The organism is Aeromonas sp. D3 (assembly GCF_027705025.1).
GTDB classification, from domain to species: Bacteria; Pseudomonadota; Gammaproteobacteria; order Enterobacterales; family Aeromonadaceae; genus Aeromonas; species Aeromonas salmonicida.
Genome location: NZ_JAPDBE010000007.1, coordinates 110484 through 131216, shown reverse-complemented (window position 1 = coordinate 131216; position 20733 = coordinate 110484). Strand labels below are relative to the sequence as shown.

The 20733-nt window shown below is 59.4% G+C and carries 17 protein-coding genes; 9 read left to right on the top strand and 8 right to left on the bottom strand.

The annotated features are described in order from the left end of the window. Positions 1 to 17 precede the first annotated feature (17 nt). The 3 genes from OKC28_RS06900 to galR form a co-directional block, all read right to left on the bottom strand. Positions 18 to 1163, bottom strand: a complete 1146-nt coding sequence (locus OKC28_RS06900) for a glycoside hydrolase family 53 protein (RefSeq protein WP_219590107.1) — start codon at positions 1161 to 1163, stop codon at positions 18 to 20. Between the two features lie 68 nt (positions 1164 to 1231). After that, a complete protein-coding gene (locus tag OKC28_RS06895; RefSeq protein ID WP_256688215.1) occupies positions 1232 to 2518 on the bottom strand; it encodes a maltoporin in 1287 nt (428 codons plus the stop codon). 480 nt (positions 2519 to 2998) lie between these two features. Then, a complete protein-coding gene (galR, locus tag OKC28_RS06890; protein ID WP_005310836.1) occupies positions 2999 to 4000 on the bottom strand; it encodes an HTH-type transcriptional regulator GalR in 1002 nt (333 codons plus the stop codon). Positions 4001 to 4310: 310 nt separating this feature from the next. Here galR and galE point away from each other — a divergent pair, with 310 nt between their 5' ends. Genes galE through galK form a run of 3 tightly spaced genes read left to right on the top strand, consistent with a single transcriptional unit; the run spans position 4311 to position 7564 of the window. Beyond that, complete coding sequence (galE, locus tag OKC28_RS06885) at positions 4311 to 5330, top strand: UDP-glucose 4-epimerase GalE (protein WP_219615789.1); 1020 nt, start codon at positions 4311 to 4313, stop codon at positions 5328 to 5330. A 26-nt stretch (positions 5331 to 5356) separates the two neighbouring features. Next, complete coding sequence (galT, locus tag OKC28_RS06880; protein ID WP_059112384.1) at positions 5357 to 6397, top strand: galactose-1-phosphate uridylyltransferase; 1041 nt, start codon at positions 5357 to 5359, stop codon at positions 6395 to 6397. Between the two features lie 9 nt (positions 6398 to 6406). Then, complete coding sequence (gene galK / locus OKC28_RS06875) at positions 6407 to 7564, top strand: galactokinase (RefSeq protein WP_257978434.1); 1158 nt, start codon at positions 6407 to 6409, stop codon at positions 7562 to 7564. Between the two features lie 125 nt (positions 7565 to 7689). Here the strand turns inward: galK and araC are convergent, their stop codons facing one another. From araC to OKC28_RS06855, 4 genes are all read right to left on the bottom strand, one after another. Further along, complete coding sequence (araC, locus tag OKC28_RS06870) at positions 7690 to 8601, bottom strand: arabinose operon transcriptional regulator AraC (RefSeq protein WP_256688213.1); 912 nt, start codon at positions 8599 to 8601, stop codon at positions 7690 to 7692. A 152-nt stretch (positions 8602 to 8753) separates the two neighbouring features. Continuing rightward, positions 8754 to 9755 carry an L-arabinose ABC transporter permease AraH gene (araH, locus tag OKC28_RS06865; protein ID WP_017412388.1) on the bottom strand — a complete coding sequence of 334 codons (1002 nt, stop codon included), beginning with the start codon at positions 9753 to 9755 and terminating at the stop codon, positions 8754 to 8756. Positions 9756 to 9805: 50 nt separating this feature from the next. Further along, positions 9806 to 11305, bottom strand: coding sequence for an L-arabinose ABC transporter ATP-binding protein AraG (araG, locus tag OKC28_RS06860; protein ID WP_058394634.1), 1500 nt, complete (start codon positions 11303 to 11305; stop codon positions 9806 to 9808). Between the two features lie 75 nt (positions 11306 to 11380). After that, positions 11381 to 12364, bottom strand: coding sequence for an arabinose ABC transporter substrate-binding protein (locus tag OKC28_RS06855; RefSeq protein WP_059169096.1), 984 nt, complete (start codon positions 12362 to 12364; stop codon positions 11381 to 11383). A 361-nt stretch (positions 12365 to 12725) separates the two neighbouring features. On the opposite strand from OKC28_RS06855, the gene OKC28_RS06850 reads away from it, so the two are divergent. From OKC28_RS06850 to araA, 3 genes are read left to right on the top strand one after another with little or no spacing between them, the layout of a single operon-like run. Then, complete coding sequence (locus OKC28_RS06850) at positions 12726 to 14417, top strand: ribulokinase (RefSeq protein WP_256688212.1); 1692 nt, start codon at positions 12726 to 12728, stop codon at positions 14415 to 14417. Continuing rightward, positions 14414 to 15112 carry an L-ribulose-5-phosphate 4-epimerase gene (locus OKC28_RS06845; protein WP_256688211.1) on the top strand — a complete coding sequence of 233 codons (699 nt, stop codon included), beginning with the start codon at positions 14414 to 14416 and terminating at the stop codon, positions 15110 to 15112. Before OKC28_RS06850 ends, OKC28_RS06845 begins: the two co-directional genes overlap by 4 nt. 20 nt (positions 15113 to 15132) lie before the next feature. Next, entirely contained in the window at positions 15133 to 16632 is a 1500-nt protein-coding gene (gene araA, locus OKC28_RS06840; RefSeq protein WP_256688210.1) for an L-arabinose isomerase, read from the top strand. 111 nt (positions 16633 to 16743) lie between these two features. Here the strand turns inward: araA and OKC28_RS06835 are convergent, their stop codons facing one another. Then, positions 16744 to 17634, bottom strand: coding sequence for a LysR family transcriptional regulator (locus OKC28_RS06835; protein ID WP_256688209.1), 891 nt, complete (start codon positions 17632 to 17634; stop codon positions 16744 to 16746). A 113-nt stretch (positions 17635 to 17747) separates the two neighbouring features. Here OKC28_RS06835 and OKC28_RS06830 point away from each other — a divergent pair, with 113 nt between their 5' ends. The 3 genes from OKC28_RS06830 to OKC28_RS06820 all read left to right on the top strand — a co-directional run bounded on the left by OKC28_RS06830 (position 17748) and on the right by OKC28_RS06820 (position 20557). Then, positions 17748 to 18899: a methionine aminotransferase gene (locus OKC28_RS06830; protein ID WP_256688208.1), complete on the top strand. Its 1152-nt coding sequence runs from the start codon at positions 17748 to 17750 to the stop codon at positions 18897 to 18899. 8 nt (positions 18900 to 18907) lie between these two features. Beyond that, positions 18908 to 19723 (top strand): carbon-nitrogen hydrolase family protein, encoded by an 816-nt coding sequence (locus tag OKC28_RS06825; RefSeq protein ID WP_256688207.1) that lies wholly within the window; start codon positions 18908 to 18910, stop codon positions 19721 to 19723. Between the two features lie 63 nt (positions 19724 to 19786). Continuing rightward, on the top strand, positions 19787 to 20557 hold the full coding sequence (locus OKC28_RS06820; RefSeq protein ID WP_256688206.1) for an ABC transporter substrate-binding protein: 771 nt from the start codon (positions 19787 to 19789) through the stop codon (positions 20555 to 20557). The last annotated feature ends 176 nt before the right edge of the window (positions 20558 to 20733 follow it).

Sequence of the window (20733 nt, the reverse complement as noted above, 5' to 3'; positions counted from 1 at the left end):
TGCGCTTCAAACAAGCCTTACTCTTTTTTCGTCACCGATCTCACCGCCAGAGCCAAGGATCTGAGCGCCGGCAAAGCTCGGCCATCGGCATCAAACAGGGTCACATTATCCCACTCATTCCCCGCACCCCGCTTCCAACCAGCCCCCGCTACCGCAATGAACTCGGGCTCCCAGTAGAAGAAACCCAAACCTCGCCCCTGCGGTACACCATGGATCTCGCGCAGCAACTGCCACAGGAAGTCGCGCTGCCCCACCGGGGTCATCGGATAGGTCTCTGGCCCGGTATGGGTGTAGATGTTTTGCTGCTGATCCCCATTGCCCTGTGTCCAGGGGTAAGCCGTTTCAACCACGATCACTGGACGGGAAAAACGACTGCTCAGGTCAACCATGTTGCGAGCCAAATCCCTCATGGCACCATGCCACACCGGGTAATAAGAGAGTCCCATCACATCGAAGGGAACCTTGCGGGCGAGGATCTCTTCGAACCAGTGACGACAACGCGCGTTATCGCCACCCGCATCCAGATGCAGTATGACTTGACTCGAGGGTGACACTGCCTTGACGGCGCGAGCGCCTGCGGTAAGAAACAGGGCCAGATTATCCCAGTGAGGCAAACGCCCCAGCGGCCACATCATGCCATTGGAGATCTCATTGCCCACCTGAACCCAGGCCGGGGTGATCCCCTCCCTTTGCAAACGGCTCATCAGCTGGTGAGTAAATTGATAGAGCCGCTCGCTGACCACGGCCACGGACTTGTCACGCCAGGCAACCGGCATATGCTGCTTGCCTGGATCGGCCCACCAGTCGCTGTAGTGGAAGTCCAGCATGATCCTGAATCCCATCCGATGGGCCCGCCTGGCCAGAGCAATCACATGATCCGGGTTGTTATACCCCTCAATCCCGCTCTGATCCGCCGGGAAGCGATCATGCTCGCCGGGCTCATTCCAGACCTTGATACGAATGGCATTTATCCCATGACGCTTGAGGATAACCAGCAAGTCTTCTGGCCGCGCACCATCATAAAAACGGGCACCGGCCGCTTCCAGCTGCGGTAAATGGGAGACATCCGCCCCGATAATCATGGGTTCCCCCTCCTTGCTCATGGACGATGCACTCATCAGCAACATGGCTCCCAACAACGGTTGCCACCCCTTCCAACCCATCGGCGATCTCCTTGTCCGGGACAAAAAAGGGAGCCAATGGCTCCCTGATTGTTCAACCTGTGTGGCGCTTACCACCAGGCTTCGGCCTGTACCCCGAAGTTCCAGGTGCTGTCATCTTCCCCCCCATTGAATGACTCGCCTTCACCATCTTTCAGGTAGCTGGCAAACACACGGATCTCTGGGCGGGCAAACATGCTGGGGCCGGCAGACCAGGCCTGCGCCAGGGTGTATTTTTGACCACTGGACTTGTCTTCAGAACCACTGGTCCAGGTCTTGGTGCTTTCATATGTACCGGCTTCAACCAGCGTCTTCATGATATCGGTCCAGGCATAACCGCCACGAGCCACTGCACTGAACAACTCAGTGTTGTCGTGCCATTCCTGCAGTTTTTCACCCTTACCATAGGTAAAGACATGGTTGACAGAGAACTTGTCACCCAGGGGAATATCACCGGTCAGGATCACCCGGTAACCCTTGGCGTCATCAGTGAGTTGCCAAACGTCATACCAACCGCCCCCTTGGGAGATCATGTTCTGGGCAAGCCCCTTGTTCGCATACTGCAGCACCAGCTTCTCGTTGATGCCGCTGCCAGCAAAATACTGACTCATTTCTGCCGTCAACATGACACCGTTCTCGGGATCGTACTTGCCACCTGTGGCTTTCTGCTCATCGGTCGGATTGGGTATGGCATAGCTGACGCCCGCCTCAGTCCAGGCCCCTTCCCAGGGTGCCCAGCCGGCATAACGCAGATCCAGGAAGTTGACGTTCAGATCATTGTCGACAATCGAGTTATCGATATCGTTGCCATCAGAGCGGATCCACGCCAGCGAGAATGCACCCGGACCCGCCTTGAGGTTTTCAATACCGGCACCGGCACCCGAGATATTCCAGTATTTGGTATCGATGATGTGAAGATCGTGGCGCTGATAGAAGCGCTTGCCCGCCCAGACCACAGCATCGGGGGCAGCAGAGATCAGCCCCTTGGCTTTCACATTGAATTGACGCAGGGCAAATGTCGCATCTTCACTGCACTGCTTTTTATCAAAGTCACAGACAGTTGCCGTGCTTTCATAATCATTGGAACCATTGCTCTGCATGCTGAACATGCTGTCAACGTAGAAAACCTTGCCGTCCTTGTTGTAAACCTCCTGACCAATACCAATTTCGGTATAGGTATCACTTTCGTTACCCAGGCGTCCGACAAGGCTCTGATTGCCGGTTTGCATATCCCCATCTTGGGATACACCTACGCCGGATCGAAAATAACCAGAAAAATCAACAGCATTAGAACTAAATGCTGTCATTGACAGTGCCAGGGCAACGGATGTAGTCAGTAGCTTCACTTTCATAGTCATTCCTTTATTCCACTGTTGCATTGTTATCTTGATGAACGCTCACCAATCCAGAGGGAAAGCGCTTTCACTAGCCGGAGTGGATTATAGAAAGATTCAAGCCACCACTGACATGATACAACTCACATAATTGTAATTATTACATCACAGAAGCATTTAATTACTAAACAAACAATAATGAAACATTCTTAAGTTGATGATTACTAAGCAATAAAAAATACAAGCGAGGGTGTTATCGATTACACAGCTTATGCGTTCAGGAAATCAACGGCGATGACGACGTACGGAGATTGCAGCGGGTCCATCAAAAATGTGAGCAGCATCACCTGGTGCAAGACATGGATGGATGATGGCGCTGTTGCATCTGGACAGCCATACGCAGCAACAAGAGGAAGAGGACACAGACAAGGAAGAGACAAAAAAGGCAAGGCGCCTTGACGGCCTTGCCTGATGACTTATCGACAGCGGGGGATCAGGGGAATGTCAGTCAATACTCCGGACCGAATGACGGCGAACCAGAGTAGGGCTAAACATATGGGTCGTCTGGGGCAGGGGTCCCCCTTTTGACAAGGCGATCGCCAGCTCGGCAGCCTGGGTGGCCATGGCGATGATGGGATAACGCACCGTCGTCAAGCGAGGGCGCAAATAACGAGAAATCAGGACATCATCAAATCCGACCAGTGATAGCTCCTGCGGTACCTCGATACCATTGTCGCTCAGCACGGACAAGGCCCCTGCTGCCATTGAGTCGTTATAGCAGACCACTGCCGTCATATGCTGGCCTCGGCTCAGCAGTTCAGTCATCGCCGCCTCACCGCCCAGTTCATCCGGACTGCCACGGGAGATCAGGCGCTCATCGACGGCTATCTCGTGCTCTTGCAACGCATCAAGGTAACCCTGCAAGCGATCTTGTGAGTCAGAGATCTGATGATTGGAGCAGAGAAACCCTATCTTCTTGTGCCCTTCCTGGATCAGATGACGAGTTGCCAACCAGGAGCCATAACGATCGTCCAGCGCCACACAGCGGGACTCGTACCCGGGGACGATGCGATTGATCAGCACCATGCCAGGGACATAACTCATCATCTGGATCAACTCTTCATCCGGCAGCATTTTGGCATGCACAACCAGCCCCGAACAGCGATGGCCAATTAATTGCTCTATCACATGCTTTTCTTTGACGGCATCGTGATAGCCATTCCCGATGAGCAGGAAGTTGCCCGTCGACTGTGCCACTTGTTCTACGGCTTTCACCATGGTGCCGAAGAAGGGGTCGGACACATCTGCAACAACCAGCCCCAGTGTCTCGTTGCTTTGATGGGCCAAGGCCCGCGCATTGGCGTTGGGATGGTAGTTGAGTTCATTCATCGCCTTGAAGACAGCATCACGGGATGCCTGACTCGCCTTGGGAGAATTATTGATGACACGTGAGACTGTGGCGACAGATACGCCAGACAGGAGTGCTACATCTTTGATTGTTGCCATGGATTAGCTTTTCCGGTGAACGGTACAAATAAAAACCATTATTTCATGGGTTCAAGATACTACCGGCATTTCCCATGCCTGACACGGCTTTCATCTAAAAAGCGGGAGCATCCTATCAATACATGTCGGCGGCAGTGTAACTCGCTTACATACACAAAATCCCGACAAGCCAGCTTTCCGAAGACCATTTGTGACAAAAATCACATTAAATGCACAGCCATCTTCCCTCCCCTTCCCGGCAAGAGCACAATAAGGGAAAGCGGTTACACAACAAAAACCAATAGGAATGAGCACCAAGGAGCGCCACATGTTGAAAATCCTTGTCACCGGTGGAACTGGTTACATAGGAAGTCATACCTGTCTGCAGCTTATCGCTGCCGGTATGACCCCCATACTGTTAGATAACCTCGCCAACAGCAAAGAAAGTGTTCTCGAACGTATCCAAACTCTCAGTGGACAGCGCCCAGTGCTCTATCGGGGGGATGTGCGTGACGCCAGCTTGCTGGATCGGGTGTTCGCGGAACAGCAGATTGATGCCGTGATCCATTTCGCCGGGCTCAAGGCCGTCGGGGAATCAGTGCAAAAACCCCTTGAATACTATGACAATAATGTCAGCGGCACTCTGGTTTTGTTGCAGGCGATGCTGCGTGCCGGGGTCAAGACGTTGTTGTTCAGCTCATCGGCCACCGTCTACGGCGAGCCGGATGCCATGCCTGTCCGAGAGGAGAGCCCAACCCTGCAAGCCACCAATCCTTATGGCCAGAGCAAGCTGATGGTTGAACGCCTCATCAAGGACTTTGCCAATGCGGCGCCCGATTGGTCATTGACCCTGCTGCGTTATTTCAATCCGGTGGGCGCTCATCCCAGTGGCTTGATGGGTGAGGACCCACAGGGGATCCCCAACAATCTGATGCCCTATATTGCCCAGGTGGCGGTAGGACGCCGTGACAAACTCGCCATTTTTGGGGATGACTATCCCACCCCGGATGGCACTGGCGTGCGCGATTACATTCATGTGATGGATCTGGCCGACGGGCATGTGGCGGCCTTGCAGACCAAGCTCGGGCAGTCGGGCGTTCATGTCTACAACCTGGGAACAGGACATGGCTACAGCGTTCTCGACATACACGCCGCCTTCTCCCGGGCCTGTGGCCGTGACCTGCCTTATGAAATAGTGCCACGGCGCACGGGGGATATAGCTCAATGCTGGGCAGATCCCAGCCGGGCCCTCACCGAACTGGGCTGGCAAGCTCATCGCACCCTTGATGACATGACCGCCGATACCTGGCGCTGGCAATCACAAAATCCGAACGGCTATCCGACCCTATGAGTGGCCAGCACGAGGAGCATTTATCCATGCAATTTGAACCAACCGATCACCCGCATCGTCGTTATAACCCGCTGATCCAGCAGTGGGTTCTCGTCTCGCCCCACAGGGCAAAACGCCCCTGGCAGGGTCAGCAGGATGAGCCGGATCGTACCCTGCGGGCCCCCCACGACCCTGACTGTTTCCTCTGCGCAGGCAATACCCGCGTCACCGGTGACAAGAATCCGGATTATCAGGAGACCTTCGTCTTTACCAACGACTTTGCCGCCCTGATGACAGACACACCGGCAGCACCGGCCAGTGACGATCCCCTGTTCCAGCTGGAGAGTGCCCGTGGTACCAGCCGGGTGATCTGCTTCTCACCGGATCACAGCAAGACACTGCCCGAGCTGCCGCTCCCGGCACTCACCGCCGTGGTCAATACCTGGTGCGAGCAGACCGCAGAGCTGGGACATGATTATCCCTGGATCCAGGTATTCGAAAACAAGGGCAGCATGATGGGTTGCTCCAATCCACATCCCCACGGACAGATCTGGGCCAACGGCTTCTTGCCCAACGAAGCCGTGAAAGAAGACAACGCCCAGCGGGAATACCTTGCCAAACATGGCCGCGCCATGTTGCTCGATTATGTCGAGCGCGAGCGAGCCGATGGCCGTCGCACCGTGGTTGAAACGGAGCACTGGTTGGCGGTCGTGCCCTATTGGGCCGCCTGGCCGTTCGAGACCTTGCTGCTGCCCAAGTTTTCGGTGGCGCACCTGCCCGCATTGAACCCGCAACAGCGGGCAGACCTGGCGCTCGCGATCAAGAAACTGACCAGCCGTTATGACAACTTGTTCCAGTGCTCTTTCCCCTATTCCATGGGTTGGCATGGCGCCCCCTTCAATGGCGCAGAGAACGACCACTGGCAGTTGCACGCCCACTTCTACCCGCCCCTGCTGCGCTCTGCGAGCGTGCGCAAGTTTATGGTCGGCTATGAAATGCTGGCAGAAACACAGCGTGATCTGACGGCAGAGCAGGCGGCCGAACGACTGCGTGCTGTCAGTGATGTCCATTTTCGCGAACAGGTTTGAGGTTGAGTTATGAGTATTGAATCACCACGCAGCGTGACTGATACCACGTTTTACACCCAATACGGTTACCACCCGACCCTCGCCATCCAGGCGCCAGGTCGCGTCAATCTGATCGGTGAACACACGGATTACAACGACGGTTTTGTGCTCCCCTGTGCCATTGACTATCAGACAGTGATCAGTGCGGCTCCCCGTCAGGACAGCCTGGTGCGAGTCATCGCCGCTGACTACAACAATCAGCAGGATGAGTTTGATTTGAGCCGTCCCATAGCGTCACGCCCTGAATACATGTGGGCCAACTATGTACGGGGAGTCATCAAGTACCTGCTGTTGCGGGGCTGCGAACTGACCGGTGCCGATCTGGTGCTCAGTGGCAATGTCCCGCAGGGCGCTGGCCTGAGCTCCTCCGCCTCTCTGGAAGTGGCCGTGGGGCAGGTATTCAAGGAGATGAATCACCTTGACATCAGTCAGGCCGATATCGCCCTCAATGGGCAACTGGCAGAGAACATGTTCGTCGGCTGCAACTGCGGCATCATGGATCAGTTCATCTCGGCTCTGGGTCAGCAGGATCACGCCCTGCTGATCGACTGCCGCAGCCTGAGGACTCGCCCCGTCCGTATTCCGGCTGGCATCGATGTTGTCATCATCAACTCCAATGTTCGCCGCGGACTGGTCGACAGTGAATACAATGCCCGCCGGGCACAATGTGAAGAGGCGGCCCGCCATTTTGGCGTCAAGGCGCTGCGCGATCTGACCATGACGCAGTTTGTCTCCCGAGCCGATGAGCTGGATCCCGTCGTCGCCCGCCGCGCACGGCATGTCATCTCCGAGAATGAGCGGACCCTGGCCGCCGCCGATGCCCTGGCCAATGAAGACATGATCATGATGGCGGAGCTGATGGCGCTCTCCCATGCCTCGATGCGGGATGATTTTGCCATTACCGTGCCCGCCATTGATGCCCTGGTAGACATCATCAAGGAGATCATCGGCAGTCGCGGCGGTGTGAGAATGACGGGTGGCGGCTTCGGTGGCTGCGTTGTGGCGCTGGTGCCACATGCACTGACCTCGACAGTCTGTGAACAGGTCAATGCCCGCTATCCCCAGGTCAGCGGGTTGCAACCCAGCATCTATATCAGCAAACCCTCGGCAGGCGCCGGCATCCTCTGATATCCCTTCCAACCCGCTGATCAGTCAGCAAACAGGGACGTCAGTGACGTCCCTGTTTGCGGCCAATACCTGATGTCCTGATGCAATTCGCCCGTGCTTTGCTTCACCTGTCTGCAATCCCTCTGTCAGAGCGGGGTGGCCCATTTGCGATATTCGGTCGGGCTGACACCAACCCGTTTCTTGAATACCCGTGAGAAGTAGAGCTGATCGTCATAGCCTACCTGCTGGCCAATGGCGGCGACCGACATGGGCGTGGTCTGCAACAGGAGCTTGGCCCGCATAATCCGCTGATCTTCGCGCCAACGCACTATGCTCACCCCCACTTGCTCGCGAAACAGGTGGGCCAGCCGCGAAGGAGACAAAAACACCTGCTCGGCCAACGCCTCGACCGATATCTCAGCCGAAAGCGAGTCGCTCAGGATCTGGCACGCCTCGTGAACCCTGTGATCAATGGCGGGATATTCCGTCAGGGAGGACGCCTCGTAACAGCGGATGAGCAGCCGCTCCAGCAGGTTCATCGCCAGTTGCTCCGACATGGGCCTCAGCTGCTTGTGGGTCTCTTCGATATCGAGAAACAGCGCATCAAACTCCTCTAGCAATTGACCGTCTGCCAGATTCAGGCGCCCCACATTGGCGACCGCCCGCGGCCACTTGAGCCAGTCGGCCCAATAGGCTCTTGGCCGGAAATAGACCCAGCGGTGATACCACTCCCGGGCATCCGGTGCCCTGCCGTAATAGTGCACGGCCGCGGGCGGAAAGAGCAGCAAGTCGCCTGGCTCCACCGTGAACGCCTGATCACCCTGAAAGATCTGCCCCTTGCCCTTGATGGTCAAGTTGACGATGAACCCCTTCATGCCACCAGGTCGGTCGATGATGAAGTCGAGCGGGCTGTGTTGCTCGATCGGGGTCATGCCAGAGACGAGAAACACATCGAAGGCATATCCGGGCAACAGGGGATTGAGTTGTTTTGGCTTCTCTTTTTGCATTGATGGCATGGCACAAAAAAGCGCTTGGGTAAAAAAGTCGGCATGGGCCATTGTAGAGACTCGCTTTGGGAACACGCTATCTGACGGCCAGCGCAGTGTGAATTTATTGAACTGGCTCACAGTCGGGTCTGCTGCGCGCAGGGGGAGGACCAGACAACAAGGCCAGCGAAATGCTGGCCTGAGATGGCGTGAGAAAACCAGGGTCAGACTCGTGCCTTGCGCACCTGCTTGTAGCGGTCGAACAGGACGGCGGCGAGCAGGATCAAGCCACGCACCACGTACTGGGCGAACGGGGATATGTTGAGCAAATTCATCGCATTTTCCATCAAGCCCAGGATCAACACACCGGCGATGATGTAGGAGATCTTGCCTATGCCCCCCTTCATGGAGACCCCTCCCAACACGCAGGCCGAGATGACCACCAGCTCGAAGCCGATGGAGGTCATGGGCTGCCCGGAGGTCATGCGGGAGGCGAGAATGATCCCCGCAATCGAGGCGATCAGCCCCGTCATGGTAAAGATGATGATCTTGGTGCGCACCACGTTGACCCCCGCCAGCCGGGCGGCCTCTTCATTGCCCCCCATCGCCAGGGTATTGCGGCCAAAGGTGGTCTTGTTGAGCAGCAGGCCAAACAGCACGAAGCACAGCGCCGTCAGCCAGATAGGCGTCGGGATCCCCAGCAGGGCTGAACTGCCAAGTTCGAAGAAGCCCTCCTCCACTATGCCGACCGCCTTGCCGTCCGAGATGATGTAGCCCACCCCTCGCGCCATCTGCATGGTTGCCAGCGTGGTGATCAGGGCATTGATCTTGAACTTGGCCACCACTATGCCGTTGATGAGGCCAAACAGGACGCCGACCGACATGCCGGCCAGGATGCCGACAGTGATGCTCTCGGTGGCGTTGATCCCCACGGCGCAGGCCACGCCGGAACAGGCGACGACCGAGCCGACCGACATGTCGAATTCACCAGAGGCGAGGCAGAACAGCATGCCGCAGGCCACCATGCCGGACATGGAGACCGCAAGGCCCAAGCCACGCATGTTGATCAGGCTGGCAAAGTTGGGGATCAGCACGCAGGCCAGCAGGAACAGGATGGCGAAGATCACCAGCATCCCGTATTGATCCCACACTCGAGCCAGTTGCACTCTGGTGCCGGTGGCCGCCGAGACAGTCGCGGCCTGACCGACAGAAGTCGTTGTTGTCATGGTATTTCTCCTGATTATTCCGGATGCTGTTACATCGCTGTCATGAGTTATCAACGGGCCGGCATGGCCAGGTTCAGCGCCTTGATTTCATTGGCGTCATGGTGGGAAAGCTCCCCTGCGATCACCCCTTCCCGCATGACCATGATCCGATCCGCAATGCCCAGTACCTCCGGCAATTCGCTCGAGACCACCACGACGGCAATACCTACCTTGGCCAGATCGTAAATCACGTTGTAGATTTCATTTTTTGCCCCAACGTCGATGCCGCGGGTCGGCTCGTCGAGCAAGATGACCTTCATGTCTTCGGAGAGCCAGCGACCCAGAATGGCCTTCTGCTGGTTGCCGCCGGAGAGGTTCATGATGGCCTGATGAGGGGACGGGGTCTTGACCCGCATGTCGCGGATCCGCAGCCTCGCGTTCTCGTCCTCCCATTTCTGGTTGATCCAGAAGCCTCCCCATGCCTTGTGGCGCCGGGCGCTGATATTGATGTTTTCCTGCACAGAGTGGATGGGGATGATGCCAAGGGCCTTTCTGTCCTCGGTACAGAGCATGATGCCGCTGTGAATGGCATCGATGGGATTGCGGATGGGTACCGGCTTGCCGAACACCGAAATTTCGCCGGACACCATCTTGTCGGCACCAAAAATCAGCTTCATCAGCTCGCTGCGACCGGCGCCCACCAGACCGAAAATGCCGAGGATCTCGCCGCGTTTCACTTCAAACGAAATGGGTGCCTTCAGGCCGGGTCCCATCAGGTTGCTGACCTGCAAGCCAAGCTCCCCCAATGGACGAGGGCTGTAGCCATAGATATCCGTCAGCTCGCGTCCCACCATGGTCTTGACCAGCAGATCCCGGCTGACCTCCGCCATAGCGTCAAAGGTGCGTACAAACTGGCCATCCTTGAAAACGGTGATGGCATCACACAACTCGAAGATCTCGTCCATACGATGGGAGACATACAAGATGACCTTGCCCTCATCGCGCAGCTGGCGAATGACCCGAAACAGCTGCTCTATCTCGCGGGACGACAAGCTGCTGGTCGGCTCGTCAAAGGCGATGATATGCGCATCCCGGGTCAGAGCCTTGGCGATCTCCACCATCTGCCACTGGCCCAGCGACAAGTATTTGAGGGGCGTCTCGGGTGACACATCCATGCCGAGGCGCGCCAGCTGTCTGGTCGCATCCCGGTACAGTTTTTCCCGATCGATGACGCCGTGCCGAGTGGGCAGCTGACCCAGATAGATGTTCTCGGCGATGGTCATCTCGGGGACCAGGTGCAACTCTTGGTAAATGATGGCGATCCCGCTCTCCAGCGCATCGACCGTGTTTTGAAACACCCTCTCCTGGCCATCCAGCTTCACCACCCCTGTGGTGGGGGCCTGAAAGCCGCTCAGTATCTTGAGCAGGGTGGATTTGCCCGCGCCGTTTTCGCCCATCAGCGCATGCACTGTGCCCCGGTGACAGGAAAAGGAGACGTTTTGCAGCGCCTTGACGCCAGGAAACTCCTTGCTGATGCCGCAAAACTCCAGATAAGGAACTGACTGATCCATGTGTTTACTCCAGGTAACAGGCATGGGCGGTTTTGCGCCATGCCTGTAGAGATGTCAGGGGTTAAACCGCGCCTGTCACAGACCTTTTTTCTGCAGCTCGACCTTGAAGTTGTCACGGGTAATGAGCACAACGTCGGTCACTTCGGTGAACTTGGCCGGCTCTACGTCATTGACCACCCAGTCATGGAGCATCTGGATGCTCTTGTAGCCGTGCACATCCGGGCTTGGCAGCAGAGAGCCGAGGAAACCGGTGGCGCTGGACTTGGACAGCTCGTTCACCGCATCCACCCCATTGATGCCGATACCGATGACGTTCCCGGCCTTGAAGCCCTGCCCTTCGGTGGCGCGCACGCCGCCGAGCACAGTGTTGTCATTCATGCCGACGATGAGCCAGTTCTTCACTTCGGGATGCTGCACCAGCATGGAGTTGGCGGCGTCCAGTGCCCCCGGAATGTCATTGGCCTTGGTCGGCGCACGATAGATCTGGGCATCGGGGAAACCGGCGGCCTTGAGCGCGCTCAGAGAACCCTCAACCCGGCGACGGGCGGTATCCAGCTCATCGGCCGTGATGGCAAGCACCCCTGTCGCCTTCACGTCCCACTGGCGTTTTTGCATCTCCTTGTAGAGCTCCTGCCCCTGGCGTTCCCCTATCTTGGTGGCGGCCATCATCACCAGTGGCACATTTTCCATGGGCTTGCCCTTGGCGTTGACGAACTGATCGTCCACCGTGATGACTTTCAGCCCCATGCTGTTGGCCTTGGCCATGATGGCCGAGCCCAGCTTGGGATCAGGAGTGCAGATGACAAAGCCCTTGGCGCCGTTGGCCGCCAGGCTGTCGATGGCATTGAGGGTCTTCTCGCCATCGGGCACGGCAATCTTGATGACATCAAAACCGAGATCCTTGCCGGCCTTGTCGGCAAAGGTCCATTCGGTCTGGAACCAGGGTTCCTCCGGCTGCTTGACCAGGTAGCCCAACTTCAATGCCTCCGCAGAGAAAGCAGAATTTGCTATACCGAGGGCAAACCCTACTGCAATCATGCTTTTAACTATTTTGTTCATGCGAGTGTCTCCAACTGTTCTATCAATCCATGTATCAACGAAGTGCGGCTGTTCAGTTGATTCACTCCGTAGCCGCATAAAAGCACGTTCAAACATGACGTTATTGTTGTCGCTAGATGAGCGAACCAAGTTGTAATCGTTTTCACATGAAAAAATGGAGAGCAGGATCACGCCATGAAATTGCAGCCATTTTGTCTATATATTTAGCAAAATTGTCACATATCAAATTCCAGAGGGTCGTCACCCTCTTGCACTGACAGCGTTTAAATCCATATTTCCAGCAGCCAATGGCTAACCGTCCGCTCTGTGCATCTCCTATGGTTCCTCCCTGTTACCCCTTCATTGATGGTCAGGAGCACATATGTCTGAGCACCCCAGGTCCGAGCACATCGTCATCGGACTCGACTTCGGCAGCGATTCGGTCAGGGCACTCGCCGTGCGTTGCCACGACGGCGCTGAACTCGCGACCCATGTCGTCTACTACCCGCGCTGGCAAGCCGGCCACTTCTGCCAGCCAGTCACCAACCAGTTCCGCCACCACCCCCTCGACTATCTGGAGTCCATGGAACAGGCGGTGGTGCAGGTGGTGAGCCAGCTCTCTCACGCCCAGCGCGCCGCCGTGCGCGGCATAGGGGTAGACAGTACGGGCTCGACGCCCGCCCCCATCGACGAAGAGGGCCGGGTGCTGGCCCTGCTTCCTGAGTTTGCCGACAACCCGAACGCCATGTTCGTGCTGTGGAAAGATCACACCGCCATCGAGGAAGCAGAAGCCATCACGGCGCTCTGCCACGGCGGCCAGTTCCCCGACTACAGCCGCTATATCGGCGGCATCTACTCCTCCGAGTGGTTCTGGGCCAAGATACTGCACGTCTCCCGCAGCGATGCTGCGGTGCGCGCCGCCGCCTGCAACTGGGTCGAGTTGTGCGACTGGGTACCCGCCATCCTGAGCGGCACCCAGGCCCCTGCCAATATCAAGCGCGGGCGCTGCTCCGCCGGCCACAAGTCCCTCTGGCACCCGAGCTGGGGCGGCCTGCCAGCAGCTGATTTTCTCAATGCGCTGGATCCGCTGCTGACCCAGGATCTCGACTTCCCACTCTTTACCGACAGCTGGACCGCCGATCTGCCGGTCGGTACCCTGACGCCCGAATGGGCAGAGCGGCTGCACCTCTCCTGCGAGGTGGTGATAGCGGGCGGCGCCTTTGATTGCCACATGGGCGCGGTCGGGGCCGGGGCCGGCAACAATGCGCTGGTCAAGGTGATAGGCACCTCCACCTGCGACATCCTGATCGCGGACGCAGCCACCATTGGCGGGCGTGCCATTGCCGGGATCTGCGGCCAGGTGGATGGCAGCGTGGTGCCGGGCAGGGTGGGACTGGAGGCGGGACAATCGGCGTTCGGCGACATCTACGCCTGGTATCAGCGCCAGTTGAGCTGGCCGCTGGACCGGCTCGCCGCCCAGTATCCGGAGCTCTATACCGCCATCGAGGCCCACAAGCAGCAGCTGCTGCCGAGCCTGGCCGCCGCCTGGGATCAGCAACGCGATCTGGCCCACCTGCCGGTGGTGCTCGACTGGTTCAACGGACGCCGCACCCCTTACGCCAACCAGCGCCTGCAGGGCACTGTCACCGGCCTCAACCTCGGCACGGATGCGCCCGACTTGTTCGGCGCTCTGGTGGCCTCCACCGCTTTCGGTGCCCGCAGCATCATGGAGTGCATGACTAGCCAACAGGTGCCGGTGGACCAGGTGATCGCGCTCGGCGGCATAGCCCGCAAGTCGACCACAGTGATGCAGACCTGCGCCGACGTGATGAATCGCCCCATCCAGGTGGTGGCATCGGATCAGTGCTGCGCCCTGGGGGCGGCCATCTTTGCCGCCGTGGCGGCCGGTATCTACGCCGATGTGGCTGATGCCCAGCGGGACATGGCGAGCGCCGTGGAGCGCACCCACCAGCCACAACCTGAACGGGTCGCCGAATATGAGCGGCTCTATCAGCGTTACCTTCAATGGAGCCATGCCACCGAGCCCCTCTACAACCAGGGAGCACTGGCATGAACCTCAAATCTCTCAAAGAGCAGGTGCTGACCGCCAACCTGGATCTGCCGCGCCATCATCTGGTGACCTTCACCTGGGGCAATGTGAGCGGCATCGACAGGGAGCGGGGTCTGGTGGTCATCAAACCGAGCGGCGTCAGTTACAACAAGATGCAGCTTGAGGACCTGGTGGTGCTGGATCTCGCGGGCAAGCTGGTGGAAGGATCCTTGCGGCCCTCTTCCGACACCGCCACCCATCTGGTGCTCTATCGCACATACCCTGAACTCGGCGGCGTGGTGCACACCCACTCCACCCACGCCACCGCCTGGGCCCAGGCGTGCCGCGCCATCCCGATTTTTGGCACCACCCAGGCCGACTATTTCAACGGCGAGATCCCCTGCTCCCGTCTGCTCACCCCGAGGGAGGTCGAAGAGGATTACGAGGGGCTGACCGGTCATCTCATCGTCGAGACCCTCAAACAGACCCCCATTCTCACCATGCCGGGGGTGCTGGTGGCCAACCACGGCCCCTTCAGCTGGGGCAAGGATGCGGATGATGCGGTGCACAACGCCGTGGTGCTGGAAGAGGTGGCGCGCATGGCGTGGCTCACCGGCCAGATAAACCCGCAGGCGCACGCCCTGCCAGACTACCTGCTGGAGAAACACTACCAGCGCAAACATGGCAAGCACGCCTATTACGGCCAGACCGAGACTTAATCAATCAAGAGGACAAGATCATGGAATTTATGAAACAGTTGGAAGTGTGGTTTCTGGTCGGCAGCCAGCACCTGTATGGCGCGACCACCTTGAAGCAGGTCGCCGATCATGCCCATACCATGACCAGCCAGCTCAACGAGGGGGCCGGGCTGCCCATCAAGATAGTGCTCAAGCCCACAGGCACTACCCTCGATGAAATAAGCAGCGTCGCTCGCGATGCAAACCACAGCGAGCAATGCGTCGGGCTCATGGTGTGGATGCACACCTTCTCCCCCGCCAAGATGTGGATCCCGGCCCTCTGTCAGCTGCAAAAGCCTCTGCTGCAATTTCACACCCAGTTCAACCGGGATCTGCCCTGGAGCGAGATCGATATGGACTTCATGAACCTGAACCAGACCGCCCACGGCGGGCGAGAGTTAGGTTTCATGGGGGCCCGCCTGAGACTGCCACGCACAGTGGTGGTCGGCCACTGGCAGGATGAGGAAGTCAGGAGCAAGATCGGCAACTGGATGCGCATCGCCGCCGCCATTCACGACAGCCGCCACATGAAAATCGCCCGCTTTGGCGACAACATGCGTAACGTGGCCGTCACCGAAGGCGACAAGATTGAAGCCCAGATCCAGTTCGGCTATCAGGTCAACTACCACCCGGTCGGCGATCTGGTAAAGGTCATCGACGCCGTGCCCGCCGCCGATATCGAGGCGCTGCTGGCCGAGTACGAACAGAGCTATACCCTGACCGAGGCGGTGCAGGCAGGTGGGCCGCTGCGCGCATCGCTCTACGAGGCGGCGCGCCAGGAGTTGGGGATGAAGAAATTCCTCACCGAGGGCGGTTTTGGCGCCTTCACCACCACCTTCGAGGATCTCTACGGCCTGCACCAGCTGCCGGGGCTGGCCTGCCAGCGCCTGATGCAGCAAGGCTTCGGCTTCGGGGCCGAAGGGGACTGGAAGACCGCGGCCCTGCTGCGCACCATCAAGGTGATGGGGACAGGCCTTGCGGGTGGCACCTCCTTCATGGAGGACTACACCTACCACCTGGAGGCGGGCAACAACCTGGTACTGGGATCCCACATGCTGGAGGTGTGCCCCTCCATCGCCGCCGACAAACCCGTTCTGGATGCCCAGCATCTGGGGATCGGCAAGAAGGCCGACCCTGCCCGTCTGCTGTTCGCTGCACCAGCCGGCAAGGCGGTCAACGCCAGCCTCATCGACATGGGCAACCGCTTCCGGCTGGTGGTCAATCAGCTGGAGGTGGTGGACTTGCCAGAGGCCATGCCGAAATTGCCGGTGGCGAGCGCCCTGTGGAAGCCCCTGCCGAGCCTTCAGACCAGCGCCGAGGCCTGGATCCTGGCGGGCGCCGCCCACCACTCGGTGTTCACCCAGTCGGTAGACATAGAGCAGCTGCGCACCTTCGCCGACATCATGGGCATAGAGTTCGTGGTGATTGACGAGCACACCCGCATCCCCGCGCTCAAGGAGACCCTGCGCTGGAACGAGGTCTACTACAAGATCTGCCACTGATCCCTTAATCGGCCAGCGGCCACCACCATGACAACAGCCCCGCTGGCGGGGCTGTTGTCATGGTGGTGGGGCAGACAGATGTCACCCTGTCAGGGAAGGAACTGACGGCGATCAGGGATGGTCGCGGCTCTCCAGCAGCCAGTGACAGACCCGCTGCACTCCCTGGCGCTGGCTGTTGGGACGGGCAACCAGGGCATACTCGTGATCCGTGCTGAGCACCGGGGCAAAGGGGGCTACCAGCACGCCGCTCTCCAGCTCCTCGGCCACTATGGTGGGATCCCCGAGGGAGAGGCCGAATCCCTGCAAGGCGGCATTCATCGCCAAGTCCAGGGTATCGAACAGCTGACCTCCCTGGGGCTGCCAGGGGGTGGCGATGAAGGCGGCAAACCAGTTGCGCCAATCCCGCCGATCCGCGCTGGCATGGAGCAGGGGCAGTTGGGGCAGCTCCTCGATAGTGCGCTCGAACAAACGGTGCTTGGCGGCAAAGGCGGGGGCACAGACCGGGGTCAGCTGCTCTTGAAACAGCGGCTGGCTGTGGGGGTACCTGGCCTGACAGGATTGATAGACAATGGCGAGATCGAAGGGCTCGCGGGAAAAGTCGATGCCATGGCTGTGGCTGCCGCGCACTTCGACTGCCTCCCCCTCTAAGTCCTGCAACCGTCGCAGCAACCAGCGGCTGGCGCAGGAAGGGACCTTGATGCTGATGGCCTGCTCGTGGGGCAGGGTTTGCAGGGCACAGAGCCCCTCCCCTATGCGAGCCAACCCATCACGGACGAAGGGCAGCAGCCGCTCCGCGGCCGGGGTCAGGGCCAGGCAACGGGTACCTCGTACGAAGAGCAGGTGGCCGAGGCGGGCCTCCAGCTGGGCAATCTGCTTGCTCACAGCCCCCTGGCTCACGCACAGCTCGTCAGCGGCCAGGGTGAAACTCAGATGGCGGGCAGAACACTCGAAAACCTGCAAGCCATACAGGGGCAATTGGCTGCGGGGTTGGGTGGACAACATACAAGCCTCCATGCTTGAGAAAAACTCATGCATAACATGCCGAATAATCCGTTGTCCGGCAATAGAGCGAGGACTAAAAAGGGACATCTTTCAAACACTCAGGTGACGACGTCATGTCTTCCCCCCGCATTGTCAGCAAACTGCCCCAGGTGGGCACCACCATCTTCAGCGTGATCGGGGATCTGGCCGCCCGCCATCCCAGCATCAACCTCTCCCAGGGGGCGCCGAGCTTCCCCTGCGATCCCGAGCTCATCCGGGTGACCCACGAGGCCATGCTGGCCGGGGAGAACCAGTATGCCCCCATGACGGGGCTGCCCGCCCTGCGCGAGCAACTGGCGGCCAAGATAGCGGCCAGCTATGGCCACCACTATGATGCCGGCGAGGAAGTCACCATCACCGCCAGCGCCAGCGAGGCCCTGTTCTGCGCCATCACCGCCCTGGTGCACCCGGGGGACGAAGTGATCATGTTCGAGCCGGCATTTGACAGCTACCGCCCCATGATCCAGCTGCAAGGCGCTACCCCCGTGGTGATCGCCCTCAAGGCGCCGAGCTTTGCCATCCCCTGGGACGAGGTCGCGGCCCGCATCACGCCCCGCACCCGCATGATAGTGCTCAACACCCCCCACAACCCCACCGGCACCGTCTGGCAGGCAGGGGATCAGGAGCACCTGGCCCGCCTGGTGCGCGGCACCGACATCCTGATCCTCTCGGACGAGGTGTACGAGCACGTGGTGTTCGACGGCGCCCTGCACCAGAGCGTGATCCGCTATCCGGAGCTGGTGGAGCGCTCCGTCGCCGTTTTCTCCTTCGGCAAGACCTTCCACGTCACCGGCTGGCGGGTGGGTTACTGCGTGGCGCCCCGCCCCCTGATGGAGGAGATCCGCAAGGTGCACCAGTTCGCCATGTTCGCCGCCGACACCCCCATGCAGTACGGCTTCGCCCACCTGTTGCAGCAACCGGCCCACTACCAGGGATTGGCAGCCTTCTACCAGCACAAGCGGGACCTGCTGGTCTCGGCCCTGGGGGATTCGCGCTTTACCCTGCTCCCCTCGGCGGGCAGCTTCTTTATACTGGCGAGCTACGAGCGGATAAGCGACGAGCCAGACAGCCTCTTCGTGCAGCGCCTTATCCGCGATCACGGGGTCGCCACCATTCCCGTCTCCGCCTTTTATCACGACGGCACGGATCAACGGGTCATCCGCCTCTCCTTCTCCAAGGATGAGGACACCCTGCTGGCGGGCGCCGAGCGCCTGTGCGGCGTCTAGGAGGCACCATGGATTCAGTGCGCGTTGCCGTCCTGCAGATGGTGTCCGGGGACGATCTTGCCAGCAACCTGGCCCAGGCCGAGGCCCTGCTGCGTCAGGCCGCGGCCGAGGGGGCCGAGTTTGCCCTGCTGCCCGAGTACTTCTACCTGATGCCTGCCGACGAGCGGGCACGGGTTGCCCTGGCCGCCCCCGTCACGGATCACCCCCTGCTGGCCTGGACCCAGGGGTTGGCCCGGGAGCTTCACCTCTGGATCCTGGCAGGCACCCTGCCCCTTGAAAGCGATGAGCCCGGCAAGATGCACAACAGCAGCCTGCTCATCGACCCGAAAGGGCAGTTGGCCAGCCGCTATGACAAGCTGCACCTGTTTGGCTTTTGCACCGGGCAGGAGCAGTATGACGAGGCCGCGACCATGAGCCCGGGCCGGGAGGTGGTGAGTCATCCCCTGCCCTGGGGCGTGCTGCGCGTCGGGATCTGCTACGACTTGCGCTTTCCCGAGCTATTTCGCCTGAGCCCTGCCCCCGATTTCATCGCCCTGCTCGCGGCCTTCACCCATACCACCGGGCTGGCGCACTGGGAGCTGTTGCTGCGGGCCCGGGCGGTGGAGAATCTGGCCTTCGTGCTTGCCTCAGCCCAAGGAGGTGAGCACCCCGGCGGGCGCCGCACCTTCGGCCACAGCATGATCATCGATCCCTGGGGCCGGGTGCTGGCCCAGGTAGAGGAGGGTCAGGGCATGGCCATCGCCACCCTGGATCTGGCGGCCCAGCGCAAGGTACGCAGCCAGCTGCCGGCCCTCACCCATCGCAGGATAGCCGTCGGCCCTTGAGGCAGGCATCCTTCACGACCATCGGCATGACGCCACAAACGCAACAACCGCAAGGGACTGACCATGAAACTCAACACACTGATGATGCTGGTGGCCCTGGCCACCGCAGGCCAGGCCGCCGCCAAACCCCTGGTGATCGCCACCAACGCCACCTACCCTCCCTTCGAAATGGTCGACAGCAGCGGCAAGCTCGGCGGCTTCGAAGTGGATCTGGCCTATGCCCTGTGCGAGGCCATGAAGACGGAGTGCGAGGCGATCAACCAGCCCTGGGATGCCCTGCTCCCCGGCCTGCAGGTGCGCAAGTACGACGCCATCATGTCCTCCATGAACATCACGGACGAGCGGCGTCAGAAGGTCGCCTTCAGCCAGGTCTACTACATGATGCAGAACCGCTTCGTGGGACGCAGCGACAAGGCGGCCGACTTTGCCGACACCCCTGAGCACTTCAAGGGCAAGGTGATAGCAGTGCAGGAGGGCACGCCCCAGGACAACTTCATCACCGCACGCTACGGCGACGTGGCCAAGATCAAGCGCTACGTCAACGCCCAGTCCCCCATGCTGGATCTGCAGTCCAGCCGCGCCGACTACACCTTCGGCAACATGGTGCAGTTGAAGGTCGGTTTCCTCGACAAGGAGATGGGCAAGCAGTTCGCCTTCGTAGGCCCACAGTTCAACGGCACCCAGGACAAGATCCTCGGGGAAGGGGTAGCGGTCGCCCTGCGTAAAAACGATGACAAGCTCAAGAGCCAGTTCGATGCCGCCATCGAGAGCGTCAAGGCCGATGGCACCTTCGATCAGCTGCTCAAGAAGTACCAGCTCGACGATCTGCTCTGATCCCGACGCCAGGCATCCATCAGATCATACCTGCCATGCCAGTCAGCTCCGACTGGCATTCTTTTACCCGGGTTCTGCCGGCAAGGCGGCAAATCGCCTTCCTTTATGCGGGCCGCCTGCCACCTCGACGGGGAGAGCCTCCCCCACCCGCCTCTACTATGAGGAGGCAGAGCATG

Excerpts from the sequence above, each read along its gene's own strand:
- OKC28_RS06900 (WP_219590107.1), bottom strand. The coding sequence starts at position 1,163 with ATGGGTTGGAAGGGGTGGCAACCGTTGTTGGGAGCCATGTTGCTGATG.
- OKC28_RS06895 (WP_256688215.1), bottom strand. The coding sequence starts at position 2,518 with ATGACTATGAAAGTGAAGCTACTGACTACATCCGTTGCCCTGGCACTG.
- galR (WP_005310836.1), bottom strand. The coding sequence starts at position 4,000 with ATGGCAACAATCAAAGATGTAGCACTCCTGTCTGGCGTATCTGTCGCC.
- galT (WP_059112384.1), top strand. The coding sequence starts at position 5,357 with ATGCAATTTGAACCAACCGATCACCCGCATCGTCGTTATAACCCGCTG.
- galK (WP_257978434.1), top strand. The coding sequence starts at position 6,407 with ATGAGTATTGAATCACCACGCAGCGTGACTGATACCACGTTTTACACC.
- araC (WP_256688213.1), bottom strand. The coding sequence starts at position 8,601 with ATGGCCCATGCCGACTTTTTTACCCAAGCGCTTTTTTGTGCCATGCCA.
- araH (WP_017412388.1), bottom strand. The coding sequence starts at position 9,755 with ATGACAACAACGACTTCTGTCGGTCAGGCCGCGACTGTCTCGGCGGCC.
- araG (WP_058394634.1), bottom strand. The coding sequence starts at position 11,305 with ATGGATCAGTCAGTTCCTTATCTGGAGTTTTGCGGCATCAGCAAGGAG.
- OKC28_RS06855 (WP_059169096.1), bottom strand. The coding sequence starts at position 12,364 with ATGAACAAAATAGTTAAAAGCATGATTGCAGTAGGGTTTGCCCTCGGT.
- OKC28_RS06850 (WP_256688212.1), top strand. The coding sequence starts at position 12,726 with ATGTCTGAGCACCCCAGGTCCGAGCACATCGTCATCGGACTCGACTTC.
- OKC28_RS06845 (WP_256688211.1), top strand. The coding sequence starts at position 14,414 with ATGAACCTCAAATCTCTCAAAGAGCAGGTGCTGACCGCCAACCTGGAT.
- araA (WP_256688210.1), top strand. The coding sequence starts at position 15,133 with ATGGAATTTATGAAACAGTTGGAAGTGTGGTTTCTGGTCGGCAGCCAG.
- OKC28_RS06835 (WP_256688209.1), bottom strand. The coding sequence starts at position 17,634 with ATGTTGTCCACCCAACCCCGCAGCCAATTGCCCCTGTATGGCTTGCAG.
- OKC28_RS06830 (WP_256688208.1), top strand. The coding sequence starts at position 17,748 with ATGTCTTCCCCCCGCATTGTCAGCAAACTGCCCCAGGTGGGCACCACC.
- OKC28_RS06825 (WP_256688207.1), top strand. The coding sequence starts at position 18,908 with ATGGATTCAGTGCGCGTTGCCGTCCTGCAGATGGTGTCCGGGGACGAT.
- OKC28_RS06820 (WP_256688206.1), top strand. The coding sequence starts at position 19,787 with ATGAAACTCAACACACTGATGATGCTGGTGGCCCTGGCCACCGCAGGC.